At 65.8% G+C, this 15,632-nt stretch carries 15 protein-coding genes; 9 read left to right on the plus strand and 6 right to left on the minus strand.

Annotation, left to right across the window (positions count from 1 at the left end):
- Positions 1-279 precede the first annotated feature (279 nt).
- Positions 280-762 (plus strand): Hsp20 family protein, encoded by a 483-nt coding sequence (locus AX725_RS13545; RefSeq protein ID WP_066044440.1) that lies wholly within the window; start codon positions 280-282, stop codon positions 760-762.
- 500 nt (positions 763-1,262) lie between these two features.
- Here the strand turns inward: AX725_RS13545 and AX725_RS13550 are convergent, their stop codons facing one another.
- From AX725_RS13550 to tpiA, 4 genes are all read right to left on the minus strand, one after another.
- Positions 1,263-1,946 (minus strand): Crp/Fnr family transcriptional regulator, encoded by a 684-nt coding sequence (locus tag AX725_RS13550; protein ID WP_060979024.1) that lies wholly within the window; start codon positions 1,944-1,946, stop codon positions 1,263-1,265.
- 266 nt (positions 1,947-2,212) lie between these two features.
- Positions 2,213-3,850 (minus strand): CTP synthase, encoded by a 1,638-nt coding sequence (pyrG, locus tag AX725_RS13555; RefSeq protein ID WP_060979025.1) that lies wholly within the window; start codon positions 3,848-3,850, stop codon positions 2,213-2,215.
- A gap of 108 nt (positions 3,851-3,958) precedes the next feature.
- Complete coding sequence (gene secG / locus AX725_RS13560; protein WP_060979073.1) at positions 3,959-4,381, minus strand: preprotein translocase subunit SecG; 423 nt, start codon at positions 4,379-4,381, stop codon at positions 3,959-3,961.
- A 155-nt stretch (positions 4,382-4,536) separates the two neighbouring features.
- Positions 4,537-5,283, minus strand: coding sequence for a triose-phosphate isomerase (gene tpiA, locus AX725_RS13565; protein ID WP_082730780.1), 747 nt, complete (start codon positions 5,281-5,283; stop codon positions 4,537-4,539).
- 216 nt (positions 5,284-5,499) lie between these two features.
- On the opposite strand from tpiA, the gene AX725_RS13570 reads away from it, so the two are divergent.
- The 8 genes from AX725_RS13570 to lexA all read left to right on the plus strand — a co-directional run bounded on the left by AX725_RS13570 (position 5,500) and on the right by lexA (position 13,851).
- Positions 5,500-7,443 (plus strand): peptidylprolyl isomerase, encoded by a 1,944-nt coding sequence (locus AX725_RS13570; protein ID WP_060979027.1) that lies wholly within the window; start codon positions 5,500-5,502, stop codon positions 7,441-7,443.
- Positions 7,443-8,963 (plus strand): anthranilate synthase component I family protein, encoded by a 1,521-nt coding sequence (locus tag AX725_RS13575; RefSeq protein ID WP_060979028.1) that lies wholly within the window; start codon positions 7,443-7,445, stop codon positions 8,961-8,963. Before AX725_RS13570 ends, AX725_RS13575 begins: the two co-directional genes overlap by 1 nt.
- Positions 8,960-9,580, plus strand: coding sequence for an anthranilate synthase component II (locus AX725_RS13580; RefSeq protein ID WP_060979029.1), 621 nt, complete (start codon positions 8,960-8,962; stop codon positions 9,578-9,580). Before AX725_RS13575 ends, AX725_RS13580 begins: the two co-directional genes overlap by 4 nt.
- Positions 9,577-10,578: an anthranilate phosphoribosyltransferase gene (trpD, locus tag AX725_RS13585; protein WP_060979030.1), complete on the plus strand. Its 1,002-nt coding sequence runs from the start codon at positions 9,577-9,579 to the stop codon at positions 10,576-10,578. The genes AX725_RS13580 and trpD overlap by 4 nt, the downstream gene beginning before the upstream one ends.
- Positions 10,575-11,369: an indole-3-glycerol phosphate synthase TrpC gene (gene trpC / locus AX725_RS13590; protein ID WP_060979031.1), complete on the plus strand. Its 795-nt coding sequence runs from the start codon at positions 10,575-10,577 to the stop codon at positions 11,367-11,369. Before trpD ends, trpC begins: the two co-directional genes overlap by 4 nt.
- Entirely contained in the window at positions 11,369-11,839 is a 471-nt protein-coding gene (gene moaC / locus AX725_RS13595; RefSeq protein ID WP_060979032.1) for a cyclic pyranopterin monophosphate synthase MoaC, read from the plus strand. Before trpC ends, moaC begins: the two co-directional genes overlap by 1 nt.
- On the plus strand, positions 11,839-13,041 hold the full coding sequence (locus AX725_RS13600) for a molybdopterin molybdotransferase MoeA (protein ID WP_060979033.1): 1,203 nt from the start codon (positions 11,839-11,841) through the stop codon (positions 13,039-13,041). Before moaC ends, AX725_RS13600 begins: the two co-directional genes overlap by 1 nt.
- Before the next feature lie 87 nt (positions 13,042-13,128).
- Positions 13,129-13,851 (plus strand): transcriptional repressor LexA, encoded by a 723-nt coding sequence (gene lexA, locus AX725_RS13605; protein ID WP_060979034.1) that lies wholly within the window; start codon positions 13,129-13,131, stop codon positions 13,849-13,851.
- A gap of 68 nt (positions 13,852-13,919) precedes the next feature.
- On the opposite strand, the gene AX725_RS13610 is transcribed toward lexA, so the two are convergent.
- Positions 13,920-15,116 carry an FAD-binding domain-containing protein gene (locus tag AX725_RS13610; protein ID WP_060979035.1) on the minus strand — a complete coding sequence of 399 codons (1,197 nt, stop codon included), beginning with the start codon at positions 15,114-15,116 and terminating at the stop codon, positions 13,920-13,922.
- Entirely contained in the window at positions 15,113-15,472 is a 360-nt protein-coding gene (locus tag AX725_RS13615; protein WP_060979036.1) for a thiol-disulfide oxidoreductase DCC family protein, read from the minus strand. Before AX725_RS13615 ends, AX725_RS13610 begins: the two co-directional genes overlap by 4 nt.
- Positions 15,473-15,632: the final 160 nt, after the last annotated feature.

Consider the following 15,632-nt stretch of genomic DNA (forward strand, 5'->3'; position numbering starts at 1 on the left):
GTTCAGGATTTGCGAGCGATGCTTACGAGCATCAGCGCGCGATATGAACCTGATAAAGAGCGTCCGGGTCTTGGGGGCCGGACGCTCTTTTTTCGTCTGCGCAAGACAGGCGCTCCTCCGGTCCGCCCGTGTGCGGCTCACATCAAAAATCCATCTTGAAACGCGATTTCGAACGCTTAAATTTGCGATGTGAGCCACGCCAATCGGGTGGGTCACATGTCCGAGGCGCCGCAGAAGTGGGTCTCAAACACTTGAAATCGCTTGAAAAGGATTTTGACGATGAACCGTTTTGATTTCACCCCCTATCGCCGCACCACCGTTGGCTTTGACCGGCTGTTCGACTTGCTGGAAAACCAGGCCCGGGCTGCACAGGGCGATAACTACCCCCCGTTCAACATCGAGCGCAGCAGCGATGACGCCTATCGCGTCACCATCGCGGTTGCCGGTTTCAAGCCGAACGAGCTCGACATTACCGCGCAGCAGAATCTGCTGGTCGTGTCTGGCCGCAAGGCTGCCGAGAGCGAATCGCGCGGCAACTTCCTGCACATGGGCATCGCCAACCGCAACTTCGAGCGCCGCTTCGAGCTGGCCGATTTCGTGCGGGTGAGCGACGCTTCGCTGGAGGATGGCCTGCTGACCATCGATCTGGTGCGCGAAGTGCCCGAAGCGATGAAGCCCAAGAAGATCGCGATCAACGGCACCCCCAAGCTGCAGGTCGTCGAGGCTTCGACCAAGGATGAAGGCGACAGCCAGGCGGCCTGACGCCAGGCTCCAAAGGGTAGAATGCAACGGGGTGGGTCGGCAACGGCCCACCCTTTTTGTTGCAGATTATCGTTCTGAGGCCCTCCCCCTTGATGGGGGAGGGTTGGTTGGGGGTGATGGTACCGGATGATGATTCTGCCTGTGTCACGCACCAGCGCACCCGGCCGCACCCACGCCCTCACCGCTGCAACTAGGCAGCAAGCTGCCAAGTCTCGCTGCCTCTCCCATCAAGGGAGAGGCGTTCTCGCTGAACAACGCCAGTTCCAGAAACAAAAAAGAGGGCGGACCCTTGCGAGCCCGCCCCCCGCGCCCGCTCAGGACGCTGCTTTCTCCTTAGGCCGGATTGGCCGGGTCGCATTTACCGCACCGCCCACCGGAGAAAATCTGAACTGGGACCCCGCGCCCGTGGGGCGCGGGGGTTTTTCCGGCGGCAGGGTCAGGCCGGGTCGCAATAACCTGGCCCTGCCCCGGAAAACTCTAAAACTCACCTGGCTGATCGTTCAGGCCGCTTCGGAAATCTCCAGCAGCGTGTCGCGATCGATAATCTTCACGCGCCCCTGTTCGAGCTCGATCAGCCCCGCGTCCGACCAGGCCGAAAGCTGGCGATTAATCTGCTCGCGTGACAGTCCCGCGAATGTGCCGAGCTCGCTCTGGCTGAGATCCAGCTTGAGCTTGCCCTCCTTCGCCCCCGAAACCATCAGGCGCAGCAGATAGCGCGCCAGCCTGGGTCCGGAAGTGAACGCCCGATCCGCCTCGATCACGTCATTCGCCTGACGCAGCCTCTTGGCCATGACCCTGAGCATCCGTCGCGGCATAGCCACGTGCCGCTCGGCAATCTCGTCGAAAGCCGGCCGCGACAGCGAGAGCGCGGTCACTTCGGTCAGCGCCTCGATCGAGGCCGTGCGCGGTCCGCCATCCAGAAACGCGATCTCGCCAATGACATAGCCAGGCTCGGCATAATCGAGCACGATCTCGTGACCGTTGCTCGCCACCATGCTCACCCGGGCAAATCCGGTCAGGATGATCAGCAGATTGTCGCCATCATCCCCCTGCCCCATCAGTTCCTGCCCCTTGCGGTAGCGGACGAAATGCCCGCGCAGGATGATGTCCGACAGTTCGTCATTGTCGCAATCGGCGAACAGGCTGTGGCTGGCCAACAGCGCGGCAAGCTCGTTCGCGTGCATGATTGCCCCTTGTCCCTTCCTTTCTGTCGGCTTTGTCCTTGCCGAGCATCTCGCTGCGGCCGTCCCTGTCGCCGCCGACAGATGTGCTTTTGCCCGAATCGTTTTACGCCGCTGTGCGCCACCGCACAACACCGTCAAATAGAGTAAAATGGCCGTTACAGAATGTGGTAAATTGGCGCATGGCGCAGGAAAATTGCGCCAAAGGGCCCGCTCGGTTAACGCATGTCAACCGCGCGACCCCTTTGGCTTAACCTATATTGTTCAGGTCAGACCAGCCGACTCTGCGCGACCGCCGCTTCGATGAAGCTGGCGAAGAGCGGATGCGGATCGAACGGCTTGCTCTTGAGCTCGGGATGATATTGCACCCCGACAAACCAGCTGTGATCGGGACGCTCGACGATTTCGGGCAGCACGCCATCAGGCGACATGCCGGAAAAAACGAGGCCGCCCTGTTCAAGCCGCTCGTGATAGGCGGTGTTGACCTCGTAGCGATGGCGGTGGCGTTCGCTGATCATATCGGTGCCGTAGATGCCACGCACGCGGCTGTTGCCCGAGAGCTTGGCCGGAAACGCGCCGAGACGCATGGTGCCGCCCAGATCGCCCTCGGCGCTGCGCTTCTGCAGACCGGATTCGCTCATCCATTCAGTGATCAGGCCGACGATCGGCTCGTCGGTCTCGCCGAATTCGGTGGTCGACGCCGCCGTGATGCCGGATGTGTTTCGTGCAGCCTCGATGCACGCCATCTGCATGCCGAGGCAAATGCCGAAAAACGGGACGTTGCGTTCGCGCGCGAAGCGAACCGAGGAAATCTTGCCCTCGCTGCCGCGCTCGCCAAAACCGCCGGGCACCAGGATGCCGTGCATCGGCTCGAGCACGGCCGCCAGCTCGTCATCGGGCAGCTTTTCGAACAGCTCGGCATCGAGCCATTTGACATGCACCTTGACCCGGTTGGCGAGGCCGCCATGCACCAGTGCCTCGTGCAGCGACTTGTAGGCATCCTGCAGGCCGACATATTTGCCGACCACGCCGATCGTCACCTCGCCTTCGGGATGCTCGTGGCGCTCCATGATATCGACCCAGCGCGACAGATCGGGTTCGCGCGCATCGGTGATGCCGAAGGCGCGCAGCACTTCGCTGTCCAGCCCTTCGCGGTGATACTGCATCGGCACGGCATAGATGCTGCGGGCATCGAGCGCGGGGATCACCGCTTCCTTGCGGACGTTGCAGAACTGCGCGATCTTGGCGCGCTCGGATTCGGGTAGCGGCTTTTCGCAACGGCACAGCAGGATGTCGGGCTGGATGCCCAGCGAGGTCAGCTCGCGCACGCTGTGCTGGGTGGGCTTGGTCTTCAGCTCGCCCGCTGCCGCGATATAGGGCACCAGGGTCACGTGGACGAACAGCGTGTTCTCGCGGCCGATCTCGTTGCGCAACTGGCGGATCGCCTCGATGAACGGCAGCGATTCGATATCGCCGACGGTACCGCCGATCTCGCACAGCACGAAATCGAGATCGTCGGTTTCGGCCTGGGCGAATTCCTTGATCGCGTCGGTCACGTGAGGGATGACCTGCACCGTGGCACCGAGATAATCGCCGCGCCGCTCGCGCTGGATGATCGTCTGGTAGATGCGGCCCGAGGTCACATTGTCCGACTGGCGCGCCGATACGCCGGTGAAGCGCTCGTAATGACCAAGGTCGAGATCGGTCTCCGCGCCGTCATCGGTGACATAGACCTCGCCATGCTGATAGGGCGACATCGTACCCGGATCGACATTGAGATAGGGATCGAACTTGCGGATGCGCACGCGGTATCCGCGTGCCTGCAGCAATGCGCCCAGGCTTGCGGCCATCAGGCCCTTGCCAAGAGAGGAAACCACGCCGCCGGTGATGAAAATATAACGCGCCATGGGAGAAACCCGTTAGCGGTTCGCGCGCAAGACTGACAAGCGCGCGAATCCGCAGGAAAGACAAAAATCTGTGAACAGCCGGGGATTTCTCCCCGACCCGCCTCAATTTCAGTTGGCGGGAGCGTCGCCCTGGGCCGGAGCCGCGGCAGGTGCCTCCGTCGCGGGCGCTGCAGCCGGCGCGCCAGCCGCCGACAGCGGATCGCCATTGGCGGGCGCCGCAGGGGCTGCCGGAGCAGGCGCCGTGAGCGGATCGCTGATCGGGGCGGGGGCACCGCGCTGAAGCGAAGTATCGATATCGCCCACCGAGTGCATGTTCGCCGCCATCACCGCCAGTGCGATGCTCAGCAGCACGAACAGCGTTGCCAGGATCGCGGTCGAGCGGGTCAGCAGGTCACCGGCGCCGCGCGCCGACATGAGGCCATTGGGATTGCCGCCGACACCCAGACCACCCCCTTCGGAACGCTGCATGAGGATGACACCCACCAGAGCCGCTGCAATCAGCGTCTGCACGATGGTGATGAACAGGAAAATCGACGACATGAACGGTCAGACCCAGCAAATGAATTTCAGGATTGGCGCGCACATAGCGATTAGGCCGCGCCAGCGCAACCGGCGCGGCAGGGCGATTAGGCCGTGCCAGCGCAACCGGTGCGCCAAGCTTCGATATAGGGCGAACGCGCTTTGGATCAGCGCGGCGCGGCCTCGATGATCGGGACGAAGGTTTCCGCCTTCAGGCTGGCCCCGCCGACCAGCGCGCCGCCGACATCGGCAATGGCCAGGATTTCGCCTGCATTGCCCGGATTGACCGAGCCGCCATAGAGAATGCGCACGCCCTGGCCCGCCTCGCCCAGCTTGTCGACCAGCGTCGCGCGCAGCGCCGCGTGCATCGCGGCAATATCCTCGGCCACGGGCACGCGTCCCGTGCCGATCGCCCAGACCGGCTCATACGCGACCGAAAGCCAATCGCCGCTCGCCGCTGTGGGAAGCGACGCCGACAGTTGCGCGGTGACGATGGCAATCGCATTGCCGGAATCGCGTTCCTCCAGCGTCTCGCCGACGCACAGGATCGCGCCCATGCCGGCAGCGTGCAGCGCCTCGGCCTTGGCAGCGACATCGGCATCGCTCTCACCCTGATCGGCGCGGCGCTCGGAATGGCCGACAATCGAATAGGTGGCCCCCGCCTCGCGGATCATCGCGGCGGACAGATTGCCGGTATGCGCGCCCGACGCCTTGGCATGGCAATCCTGCGCGCCGATCTGCACCTTGCCCGCAGCGGCGGCAAAGGCCGCGATCAGCGTCGCGGGCGGACAGATACCGACATCGACATGGCCGTTCGCTGCGGCGGCCTCGGCGATCGCCTGCAGCACCGCGACATCGGCTGCGCTGCCGTTCATCTTCCAGTTGCCGACGATATAGGATGCTGTGCTGGCCACGATGCTGTCTTCCCCTTTTGTGTTTATGCTGTGGGGCGCGCGGCTAGCAAATCGCGAGCCGCTTGGCCAGCCACGGCATGGGCACACGGGCCACGCGCAGTTTACAGCCGGTACAGCGGCGCCAAGGGTTGAAGCGCGCGGCAAAGCCCCCTAAAGCCAGCCCGCATTTTCACGCGGCCGGGTCATCGCACGCCCGGCGCTTTGGCGGACCGACCGATGATCACCTTTTTCCGTTCCTTCTTCAATTCCAAGATCGGGGTTGTCGTCAGCCTGATCTTTCTCGCGCTCATCGCGGTCGCCTTTGCGGCGTCCGATGTCACCGGCGGTGCGAGCTTTGGCGGAGTGGGCAATGAAAGCGTCGCCCAGATCGGCGGCGAGGAAATCGGCACCGGCGAGTTCTCGACCACCGTCACCAACGCCTTCCAGCAGTTCCGCCAGCGCAACCCGCAGCTCGACATGGCCTCGTTCGATGCGCAGGGCGGCATCGACGGCGTGCTGGAAGAGATGATCGGCAGCTATGCCTCGGCTGAATTCGCCGCCAGCATCGGCCTGGGCGCGAGCAAGCGTCTGGTCGACAGCGAGATCGCGGGGATCCAGGCATTCAAGGGCGCGGATGGCCGGTTCGACGAGACGCTGTTCCGCAATGCGCTCGCCCAGCAGGGTCTGACCGAAGCGCGCGTGCGCGAGGATATTCGCCGCAGCCTGCTGGGCGACCAGCTGCTGCTGCCCGCGACGTTCGGCGCCAAGCTGTCGCGGCAGATGGCGCTGCCTTATGCCGGGCTGATCCTGGAAGGTCGCGAAGGCCAGATCGCCTTTGCCCCATCGGCCGCCTTCGCCCCCAAGACCGCGCCGAGCAACGACCAGCTGCAGAAATTCTATGCCGCCAACGCCGCGCGCTACCGCATTCCGGAGCGCCGCATCCTGCGCTTTGCCACCTTTACCACCGACCGCTTCCGCGACCAGGTCAAGGTCAGCGATGCCGAGATCGCGGCCCTGTACAAGAAGCGTTCGGCCGAATTTGCCGCGACCGAGAAGCGCGATGTCGAACAGTTGATCGTGCCGACCGAGGCCGCCGCCAAGGCGATCGCCGCGAAGATCAACGGTGGCGCCAGCATGGCTGCCGCCGCGAAGGAAGCCGGGCTAGCGCCGATCGACCTTGGCCTCCAGTCGAAGCAGGAGCTGACCAAGAACGCCTCTGCTGCCGTCGCCAATGCCGTGTTCGCCGCCGCTGCCGGCAAGGTTGCCGCGCCCGCGCGCTCTCCGCTCGGCTGGCATGTCGTGCGGGTCGACAGCGTCAGCGCGATCGCCGGGCGTTCGATCGATCAGGTGCGCAACCTGCTCGAAAACGAGATCGCGCAGGAAAAGCTGCGCCAGACGGTGGCTGATTTCACCGCCAATCTCGAAGACCGGATCGCCGATGGTGCCTCGCTTGCCGATATCGCCAAGGACGAAAAGCTCGAGCTGCAGGTCAGCCCGGAAATGCTCGCCAATGGCCAGGCGCCGGGCAGGCCCGATTTCGCGCCGACCGGCGCCTATCAGGCGATGCTGCCCGTGGCCTTCGGACTGGAAGAAGATGCCGAGCCGCAGCTGGTCGAGGTGCAGCAGGGCAAGGAATTCGCCGTGTTCGAGGTGCAGGAGATCAAGCGCGCGGCACCGCCGCCGCTCGCCAGCGTCCGCCAGCGCGTCGCTGCCGACTGGGCGCTGGCCCAGGGCCTCGCCTCTGCACGCAAGCTGGCCGACGGCATCGCCAAGTCGTCGCGCACTCCTGCAGCGCTCGAAAAGGCGGTCGCCGGAGCCAGCGTGCGCCTGCCCAATATCGAGCAGATCCGTACCAACCGGCAGACGATCATGCAGCAGCAGGGCCGCGTGCCGCCGCCGGTGGCACTGCTGTTCAGCATGGCCGAAGGCACCACCAAGGTGCTCGAAGGGCCGAACCGCACCGGCTGGTTCATCGTGCATCTGTCGAAGATCAACCGCGGCGATGCGAGCAAGGTCCCCGAGCTGATGGCCGCGACCCAGCAGCAGCTTGGCCAGGTGATGGCCGACGAATATGGTCGGCAGCTGGTGGCAGCGCTCAAGGTCGAAGCCAATGTGAAACGCAATCCGGAAGCCATCAAGCGGGTGAAGGACCAGCTGACCGGTCGTAATCGGGAAAATTGATGGCGGGCCCTTCCAGCCAGAACCGCACACAGGCCGCCGGGGCGCTGGCCGATGGCCGGTCGAGCCTGATCTGGCGGCGGCGGATCGCCGATACCGAAACGCCGGTTTCGGCAGCCTTGAAGCTGATCGAGCCCGAGCGCGGTGACTTCCTGCTCGAATCGGTCGAGGGCGGCGAAACACGCGCGCGGCACAGCTTTGTCGGCCTCGCGCCCGATCTGGTATTCCGGGCCTCGGGCGATGCTGCCGAGATCAATACGCAATGGGCGACCGATCGCGCGGCGTTCGCGCCCTGCGAGCAGGGCTCGCTCGATGCCTTGCGCCAGCTGGCCGAGGCCTGCCGGATGGAGGTTCCGCCCGAACTGCCGCGCGCACTCGCGTTTCTGGTGGGCTATTTCGGCTATGAGACGATCGGTCTGGTCGAGAAGCTGCCGCGCGCGCCGCAGTCCGATCTGGCGCTGCCCGACATGCTGTTCGTACGCCCGACCGTGCTGCTGATCTTCGACCGGCTGAAGGACGAGCTGTTCCTGATCGCGCCGATCTGGGCGGGCAGCGGCGATCCCGAGCAGGCGATCGCTGCGGCCGAAGAACGGCTCGATGCGGCCGAACGGGCGCTGTATGCGCCCCTGCCCGCTGCCGTGCGCGATGCCTCGCTCGACCCGGACAGCCTGACGCCGCAGCCCGTGCTCGCGCCGGGCCGCTATGGCGAGATGGTGCTCAAGGCCAAGGACTATATCGAGGCGGGCGATATCTTCCAGGTCGTGCTCGCGCAGCGCTTCACCGCGCCCTTCGCGCTGCCACCGATCGAGCTCTATCGCGCGCTGCGCCGGGTGAACCCCTCGCCCTTTCTCTATTTCCTCGACCTGCCCGGCCTCGCGCTGATCGGATCGAGCCCCGAAATTCTGGTGCGCGTGCGCGATGGCGAGGTGACCATCCGCCCGATCGCGGGAACGCGGCCACGTGGCAAGACGCCGGCGGAAGATCTGGAGAATCGCGCAAGCCTGCTCGCCGATCCCAAGGAACTGGCCGAGCACCAGATGCTGCTCGATCTTGGCCGCAACGATGTCGGCCGCGTCGCAGCGGCAGGCACGGTGCGCGTCACCGACAGCTTCACGGTCGAACAGTACAGCCATGTCATGCACATCGTCAGCAATGTCGTCGGCGAACTGGTGCATGATCGTGACGCGATCGACGCGCTGTTCGCGGGCTTTCCCGCGGGCACCGTCAGCGGGGCGCCCAAGGTGCGCGCGTGCGAGATCATCGCCTCGCTCGAGCCCGAGACGCGCGGGGCCTATGCCGGCGGGGTCGGCTATTTCGCACCCGATGGCTCGGTCGACAGCTGCATCGTGCTGCGCACCGCGATCGTCCGCGACGGCACCATGCACGTCCAGGCGGGCGCAGGAATCGTCGCCGACAGCGTGCCCGAATATGAACAGCGCGAATGCGAAGCCAAGGCTGGCGCGCTGTTCGCCGCCGCGCGCGAAGCCGTCCGCCTCGCCAGCGAAGCAGGATTTGGCCAATGATCCTCGTCATCGATAATTACGACAGCTTCACCTACAATCTCGTCCATTATCTGATGGAGCTGGGCGCGGACGTGCGGGTCGAGCGCAACGATGCGCTCACCGCGCGCGAGGCGCTGGCAACCAATGCGGAAGCGTTCCTGATCTCGCCCGGCCCGTGCACGCCCAACGAGGCGGGGATTTCGCTCGATCTGGTCGCGGCCTGTGCCGATGCCGGAAAGCCGCTGCTCGGCGTGTGCCTGGGGCATCAGTCGATCGGCCAGCATTTCGGCGGCGAGGTCGTTCGCGGCGGTCTGATGCACGGCAAGACCTCCCCCGTGGTCCATGACGACACCGGGCTGTTCCAGGGCCTGCCCTCGCCGTTCCTCGCGACGCGCTACCATTCGCTGGTCGTGCCGGAGGAAAGCCTTCCGCCCGAAATGATCGTCAACGCGCGCGTCGAGGCACCGGCAGGTGAGACCGCGCATGTGATGGGCTTCCGCCACGCGACGCTGCCGATCCATGGCGTGCAATTCCACCCGGAGAGCATCGCCACCGAACATGGCCACAAGATGCTGGCCAATTTCATGACGCTGGCGGGCCTTGAGGTGAAGCCGATGCGCGAAGGCCTGCTCGCATGACCCGGCTGCCCGATACCGCCCATCCGCTGAGCCGCGACGACGCCGCCCAGGCCTTTGCCGCGATCCTTGACGGCACGGTGAGCGACGAGACGATTGCCGAATTCCTGATCGCACTGTCCGAACGCGGCGAGACGGCGATCGAGATCGCCGCCGCCGCGCAGGCGCTGCGCGACCGGGTGATCCCGATCGCCGCGCCCGCCAATGCCATCGATGTCTGCGGCACCGGCGGCGACGGGCACCATACGCTCAACGTCTCGACCGCCGTGTCGCTGGTCGTGGCGGCCTGCGACGTGCCGGTCGCCAAGCATGGCAACCGCGCCGCCTCGTCCAAGGCGGGCGCGGCGGACACGCTCGAAGCCTTGGGCATGGACATGACCGCCGCCGGTGCCAGCGCCGAGCAGTCGCTCGCCGAGATCGGCATCTGCTTCCTGTTCGCGGTCAACCATCATCCCGCAATGCGCCGCATCCAGCCGATCCGGCAGAAGATCGGCCGCCGCACCATTTTCAACCTGATGGGTCCGCTCGCCAATCCCGCAGGCGTCCGCCGCCAGCTGATCGGCATCGCGCGGCCCGGCTATGTGCATGTCTATGCCGAGGCGCTCGAGATGCTGGGCACCGAACATTCGCTGATCGTCTCGGGCGACGAAGGGCTCGATGAGCTGTCGCTGGCCGGTGGCAACGAGGTCGCCGATATCGGCCCCGATGGCGTCATCATGAAGCGCTGGCAGGCCAAGGACGCAGGGCTGCCGACGCATCCGATCGAGGCGATCCGGGGTGGCGATGCGGCGCATAATGCCGCCGCGCTGCGCCGTCTGCTCCAGGGCGAGACCGGGCCGTATCGCGATGCGGTGCTGTTCAACGCCGCTGCTGCGCTGCTGATCGCGGGCGAGGTCGAAAGCCTTGCCGAAGGGGCGGAGGAAGCCGCCGAGGCCATCGACAAGGGGCTCGCCAACGCGCTGCTCAACTGCTGGATCGATTTCACGAAAGCCGCCGCATGAACAAGCTGGAAGAGATTTGCGAGGTCAAGCGGCAGGAGGTCGGACGGCGCAAGGGGCTGATTTCGCAGGCCGAACTGGCGAGCCGCGCTGCGGCTGCCTCCGCCCCGCGCGGTTTCGCACGCGCGCTCCGCGAGACATCGCGCGACGGCTTCGGCCTGATCGCCGAGATCAAGCGCGCCAGCCCCTCCAAGGGGCTTATCCGCGCCGATTTCGATCCCGCCGCGCATGCAGCCGAATATCAGGCCGGCGGCGCGGCCTGCCTTTCGGTGCTGACCGATGAGCCCTATTTCCAGGGGCATGACGATTATCTGGTTGCCGCGCGCGCCGCGTGCGACCTGCCCTGTTTGCGCAAGGATTTCATGGTCGATGTCTGGCAGGTGGCCGAAAGCCGCGCGCTGGGGGCCGATGCGGTGCTGATCATCGTCGCCGCGCTCGACGATGCGACCATGGCCGAGATCGAGAGCGCGGCGCTGGACCATGGCATGGACGTGCTGGTCGAGGTGCATGACGAGGCCGAGATGGAGCGCGCGCTCAAGCTCCGCTCGCCGCTGATCGGGGTGAACAACCGCGACCTGCGCAGCTTCGTCACCGATATCGCCACCACCGAGCGGCTGGTCGGCATGATCCCCGAAGGCCGCATCGCGGTGTCCGAAAGCGGCATCAACAGCCATGCGGATTGCGTGCGTCTGTCAGAGCGTGGCGTACGCTGCTTCCTGGTCGGGGAATCGCTGATGCGCCAGCCCGATGTCACGCAGGCGACGCGCGCGCTGCTCACCGGAGCCGCCGCCTGATGGACAAGCTGACCCATCTCGACGCGACCGGCGCGGCGCAGATGGTCGATGTCTCCGCCAAGGCCGATACCGTGCGCGAGGCGGTGGCCGAAGGCGTGATCACCATGGCCCCGGCGGTGATCGCCGCCATCCGCGCGGGCGATGTCAAGAAGGGCGACGTGCTGGGCACGGCGCGCATCGCGGGCATCATGGCCGCCAAGCAGACCAGCAACCTGATCCCGCTCTGTCACCCGCTGCCGATCGCCAGCGTCTCGGTCGATTTCGAGTATCTCGAGACCGGCGTGCGCGTCGAAACCCGCGTGCGCACCAACGGCAAGACCGGCGTCGAGATGGAAGCGCTGACCGCCGCGAACATAGCCCTGCTCACGATCTATGACATGGCCAAGGCGCTCGATAAGGCCATGGTCATCGGCCCGGTGCGGCTGCTCGCCAAGAGCGGCGGCAAGTCGGGCGACTGGACCGCCGACTGATGGCGGGCGGGCTTATCCCGCTCGACGAGGCGCGCGACCGCCTGCTCGCGCTTGCTGCGCCCCGCCCCGCGATCAGCCTTCCGCTCGATCAGGTCACCGGCCTCACCCTGGCCGAGCCGCTGGTGTCGCAGCGCAACCAGCCCGCCGCCGATCTGTCGGCGATGGACGGCTATGCGGTGCGCAGCGCCGACCTGCCCGGCCCATGGCGCGTCATCGGCGAGAGCGCGGCGGGACGGCCCTTCGCGGGCGTACTTGCGCCGGGACAGGCCGCGCGCATTTCGACGGGCGCGATGATCCCCGATGGCGCAGATTGCGTCGTGGTGCAGGAAGACGTCGCGCGCGAGGGTGACCGGCTGACGCTCACCGGCGATGGCCCCGCAGCTCCCGGCGCGCATATCCGCCGCGCAGGCCATGATTTCGCAAACGGGACGCAACTCGCTGATGCGGGTGCGATCATCGACGCGCGGCTGATCGCGCTTGCCGCGATGGCAGGGCACGGCGCGCTCGCCGTCCACCGCCGCCCGCGCATCGCGATCCTCAGCACCGGCGACGAGCTTGTCCCACCCGGAAACCCGCTCCCCTCACCCGCGCATATCCCCGCGAGCAATGGCGTGATGCTCGCTGCGCTGCTGTCTTCCCTACCCTGCGATCTGATCGTCCCGCCGCTGCTGCCCGATGACCGCGCCACCATCGCCGCGGCGCTGCTCGAGCACAGCCAGGCCGATATCATCGTCACCACCGGCGGCGCATCGGTCGGCGATCACGACCTCATCCAGCCCGCATTGCTCGACAGCGGCGGAACGGTCGATTTCTGGCGGATCGCGATGCGACCAGGCAAACCGGTGATGGTCGGACGTCTGGGCGATGCGATCGTGCTCGGCCTGCCGGGCAATCCGGTCTCGGCCTATGTCACTGCGACGTTGCTGCTGCTGCCGCTGGTGCGCAAGCTTTTGGGTTATCAACAGCTTGTCCCTGCCACCTCCCAGGCGATCGCAGGCGAACCCTTCCCGGCGAACGGCCCGCGCCAGGATTTCGTGCGTGCGCGCTTCCACGATGGCGCGCTCATCCGGCTGAGCAATCAGGACAGCGGAGCGCTATCGGCGCTGCTTCAGGCGGATGCGCTGGTGGTCCGGCCAATCGATGCGCCGGAGGCCAAAATCGGCGATCCGATCGATTATATCGCGCTTTGCCACGGGACTTGACACAAGCTCTTGACCTGACCGTCTTTGTTTCGTAATTGTTCCGTATTCGTTCGAACGCAGGTTCGGCGCAGAAAAGGAACATCGGCGATGCTGACCCGCAAGCAACATGACCTGATCCGCTTCATCCAGGAACGGCTGGAGGCCGATGGCGTCTCGCCTTCGTTCGAGGAAATGAAGGAAGCGCTCGATCTCAAGTCCAAGTCGGGCGTGCACCGGCTGGTCAGCGCGCTCGAGGAACGCGGCTTCATTCGCCGTCTTCCCAACCGGGCGCGCGCACTCGAAATCCTGAAGCTGCCAGAGGCGAGCGTGAAGCCGCGCGAGAAGGAGCTCGCCGCTGCTGCCGCCGCGCGCGCCGATGCCGCGCGGAGCAATGTCGTCAGCATGGACGCGGTGCGCAAGGCGGTGTTGCCGGAGCCTGCGAACAGCAATGTGCTCGAAATTCCGCTGCACGGCCGCATCGCCGCCGGTGCGCCGATCGAGGCGTTCGAGGGCACCGAGATCCTGCCTGTTCCCGCCGCCCTGCTCGGCGCGGGCGAGCATTATGCGCTCGAAGTGTCTGGGGACTCGATGGTCGAGGCGGGCATTCTCGATGGCGACTTTGCGTTGATCAAGCGCACCGAAACCGCGCGCGACGGCGAGATCGTGGTCGCGCTGGTGCGCGGCGAGGAGGCGACGCTCAAATATCTGCGCCGCGAGAACGGCCGCATCCGGCTCGATCCTGCCAATGCTTCGTATGCACCGCAATATTATGCGCCGCACGAGGTGCAGGTGCAGGGCAAGCTCGCCGGCCTGCTGCGCCGCTATCACTGATCCTGAATACGGGCCCGGCGAGCGTCGGGTCCGCGTCGGAATGGGCGGGCCGCTCCCCTCGAAGCGGCTCAGGTGCGGGTGAGCCCCATATCCTCGAGCAGCCGCCCCATATGCTGCTTGAACGGGAAGAAGCCCTTGCGCGCGTGCGGCCAGAAGGTGTCGTCCCATGCCCGGCGCACCTGGACGAGTTCGATCCCTTCGCCCGCCAGCGCCTTGGCGATTTCCGTCAGCCGCGTCGCGACCGGGCCGACCGGGGCATAAGGCGTCACCACCCGGTTGACGCCCGCCTCACGCGACGCCTGCACGATCGCCTCGGCATTCAGGGCATCTATCCGCTTCACCGGTGCCCTGCCGGTTTCGCCAAGCGACGCAGCCATGTCGTGCGCAGCATCCGCAACGAAGCCGCGCGCCTTTTCACCCCAGAGCAACGCCGGATCGGCAGCGATGCAGGTGCCGCAGATATCAACCTCGCGGAGCACCGCATCATCCGGGTGCATGTCCTCGCTGGTGATCAGCAGCAGCGCCGGCGCACCCCTGGCCGATCCTGCCGCAGGCAAGGGCGCTGCGGCAGGTACCGGTGCTTCGGTCAGCGGCTCGGCGATTTCCGCCAGGCCCTTCGGCGCAAACCGCCCCCCGGTATAGCGCGCGATATTGTCGGCCGTGGCGAGATAGGTCTTGCCCGCCGTCTGCAAGCCCGCGACCCAGCGCCAGGACAGGGTATTGCTCGCCGCATCGGCATCGATCAGATGGCGCAGGAAGAAATCCGCGCCCAGGGTCCAGGGCAGGCGCAGCGTGAAGATCCAGATCGAGGCGAACCACATGCGTGCGTGGTTGTGCAGATACCCCGTCTCGACCAGCTCGCGCGCCCAGTCATCGAAGCCCTCGATGCCGGTGCGGCCCGCTTCCGCCTGTTCCAGCGCGCGGACATTGCGCAGCCGCTCGTGCTGCTCGTCGCGCTCGACGAGGAAGCGCTCCCAGATGCCGGGCCGCATCTCGAGCCAGCCCTTCCAATAGGTGCGCCACAGCACCTCCTGCACATATTTCTCCGCCGCCGCGAGCGAATGCCGTTCCAGCACCGCCGCGCACACTTCCTGCTCGTTCAGCAGGCGATAGCGCAGCCAGGGTGAAAGCTGCGACACCGCGCTGGGCCGACCGGGCCCGAGATCGCTGTTGCGCCCCTCGGCATAGGCGCGGCCCGCGTGCGGCACGAAGGCATTCATCCGCGCAAGGCCCGCCGCGCGCGTCGGTTCGAACATCCCGCTCATACCCGCCGCTCGCGCAGCAGGCCCTGCAGGCGTGGTCTGATCGTGAGAAAGCGCAGATAGGCACGCTCGAGCATCGCCAGCACCGGTTTCCAGCGCGCGATGAGACCGAGCGGTCGCAGCAGGGGAATGGCACGCCACATCGCCGCAAAGGCCGCTGCGCCAGAGAGCATCACGCCATTTTCGCGCGCATGGAAGCGTTCGAGCAGCGCCGTGCGATCGATCGGGCAAGAGCCGCCCGGCGTCGATACGTCGATGAAGTCGATCGCCCCGCGCCGGTCGAGCCGCCGCATCAGCGCGATTTCGCGCGTACAGAGCGGGCACGCGCCGTCATACCAGACTTCAAGCTTGTCCCTCATTCCGTGCGCGGCCCCGTTTTCTGCTGTCTCGTGTCGAAGATAGATACGCGCAAGACCAGCGCAACGGATGCTGTTTCGCGGAATCTGTTTTTGCTGGAAACAACCATCCCGATTAATGGGAAATTTTCCCAACAGTCAGCATTTGTTCATGTTCAACTTG

Source organism: Blastomonas sp. CCH9-A1, assembly GCF_001557175.1.
Taxonomy (GTDB): domain Bacteria; phylum Pseudomonadota; class Alphaproteobacteria; order Sphingomonadales; family Sphingomonadaceae; genus Blastomonas; species Blastomonas delafieldii_A.

Excerpts from the sequence above, each read along its gene's own strand:
- AX725_RS13545 (WP_066044440.1), top strand. The coding sequence starts at position 280 with ATGAACCGTTTTGATTTCACCCCCTATCGCCGCACCACCGTTGGCTTT.
- AX725_RS13550 (WP_060979024.1), bottom strand. The coding sequence starts at position 1,946 with ATGCACGCGAACGAGCTTGCCGCGCTGTTGGCCAGCCACAGCCTGTTC.
- pyrG (WP_060979025.1), bottom strand. The coding sequence starts at position 3,850 with ATGGCGCGTTATATTTTCATCACCGGCGGCGTGGTTTCCTCTCTTGGC.
- AX725_RS13570 (WP_060979027.1), top strand. The coding sequence starts at position 5,500 with ATGATCACCTTTTTCCGTTCCTTCTTCAATTCCAAGATCGGGGTTGTC.
- AX725_RS13575 (WP_060979028.1), top strand. The coding sequence starts at position 7,443 with ATGGCGGGCCCTTCCAGCCAGAACCGCACACAGGCCGCCGGGGCGCTG.
- AX725_RS13580 (WP_060979029.1), top strand. The coding sequence starts at position 8,960 with ATGATCCTCGTCATCGATAATTACGACAGCTTCACCTACAATCTCGTC.
- trpD (WP_060979030.1), top strand. The coding sequence starts at position 9,577 with ATGACCCGGCTGCCCGATACCGCCCATCCGCTGAGCCGCGACGACGCC.
- trpC (WP_060979031.1), top strand. The coding sequence starts at position 10,575 with ATGAACAAGCTGGAAGAGATTTGCGAGGTCAAGCGGCAGGAGGTCGGA.
- moaC (WP_060979032.1), top strand. The coding sequence starts at position 11,369 with ATGGACAAGCTGACCCATCTCGACGCGACCGGCGCGGCGCAGATGGTC.
- AX725_RS13600 (WP_060979033.1), top strand. The coding sequence starts at position 11,839 with ATGGCGGGCGGGCTTATCCCGCTCGACGAGGCGCGCGACCGCCTGCTC.
- lexA (WP_060979034.1), top strand. The coding sequence starts at position 13,129 with ATGCTGACCCGCAAGCAACATGACCTGATCCGCTTCATCCAGGAACGG.
- AX725_RS13610 (WP_060979035.1), bottom strand. The coding sequence starts at position 15,116 with ATGAGCGGGATGTTCGAACCGACGCGCGCGGCGGGCCTTGCGCGGATG.
- AX725_RS13615 (WP_060979036.1), bottom strand. The coding sequence starts at position 15,472 with ATGAGGGACAAGCTTGAAGTCTGGTATGACGGCGCGTGCCCGCTCTGT.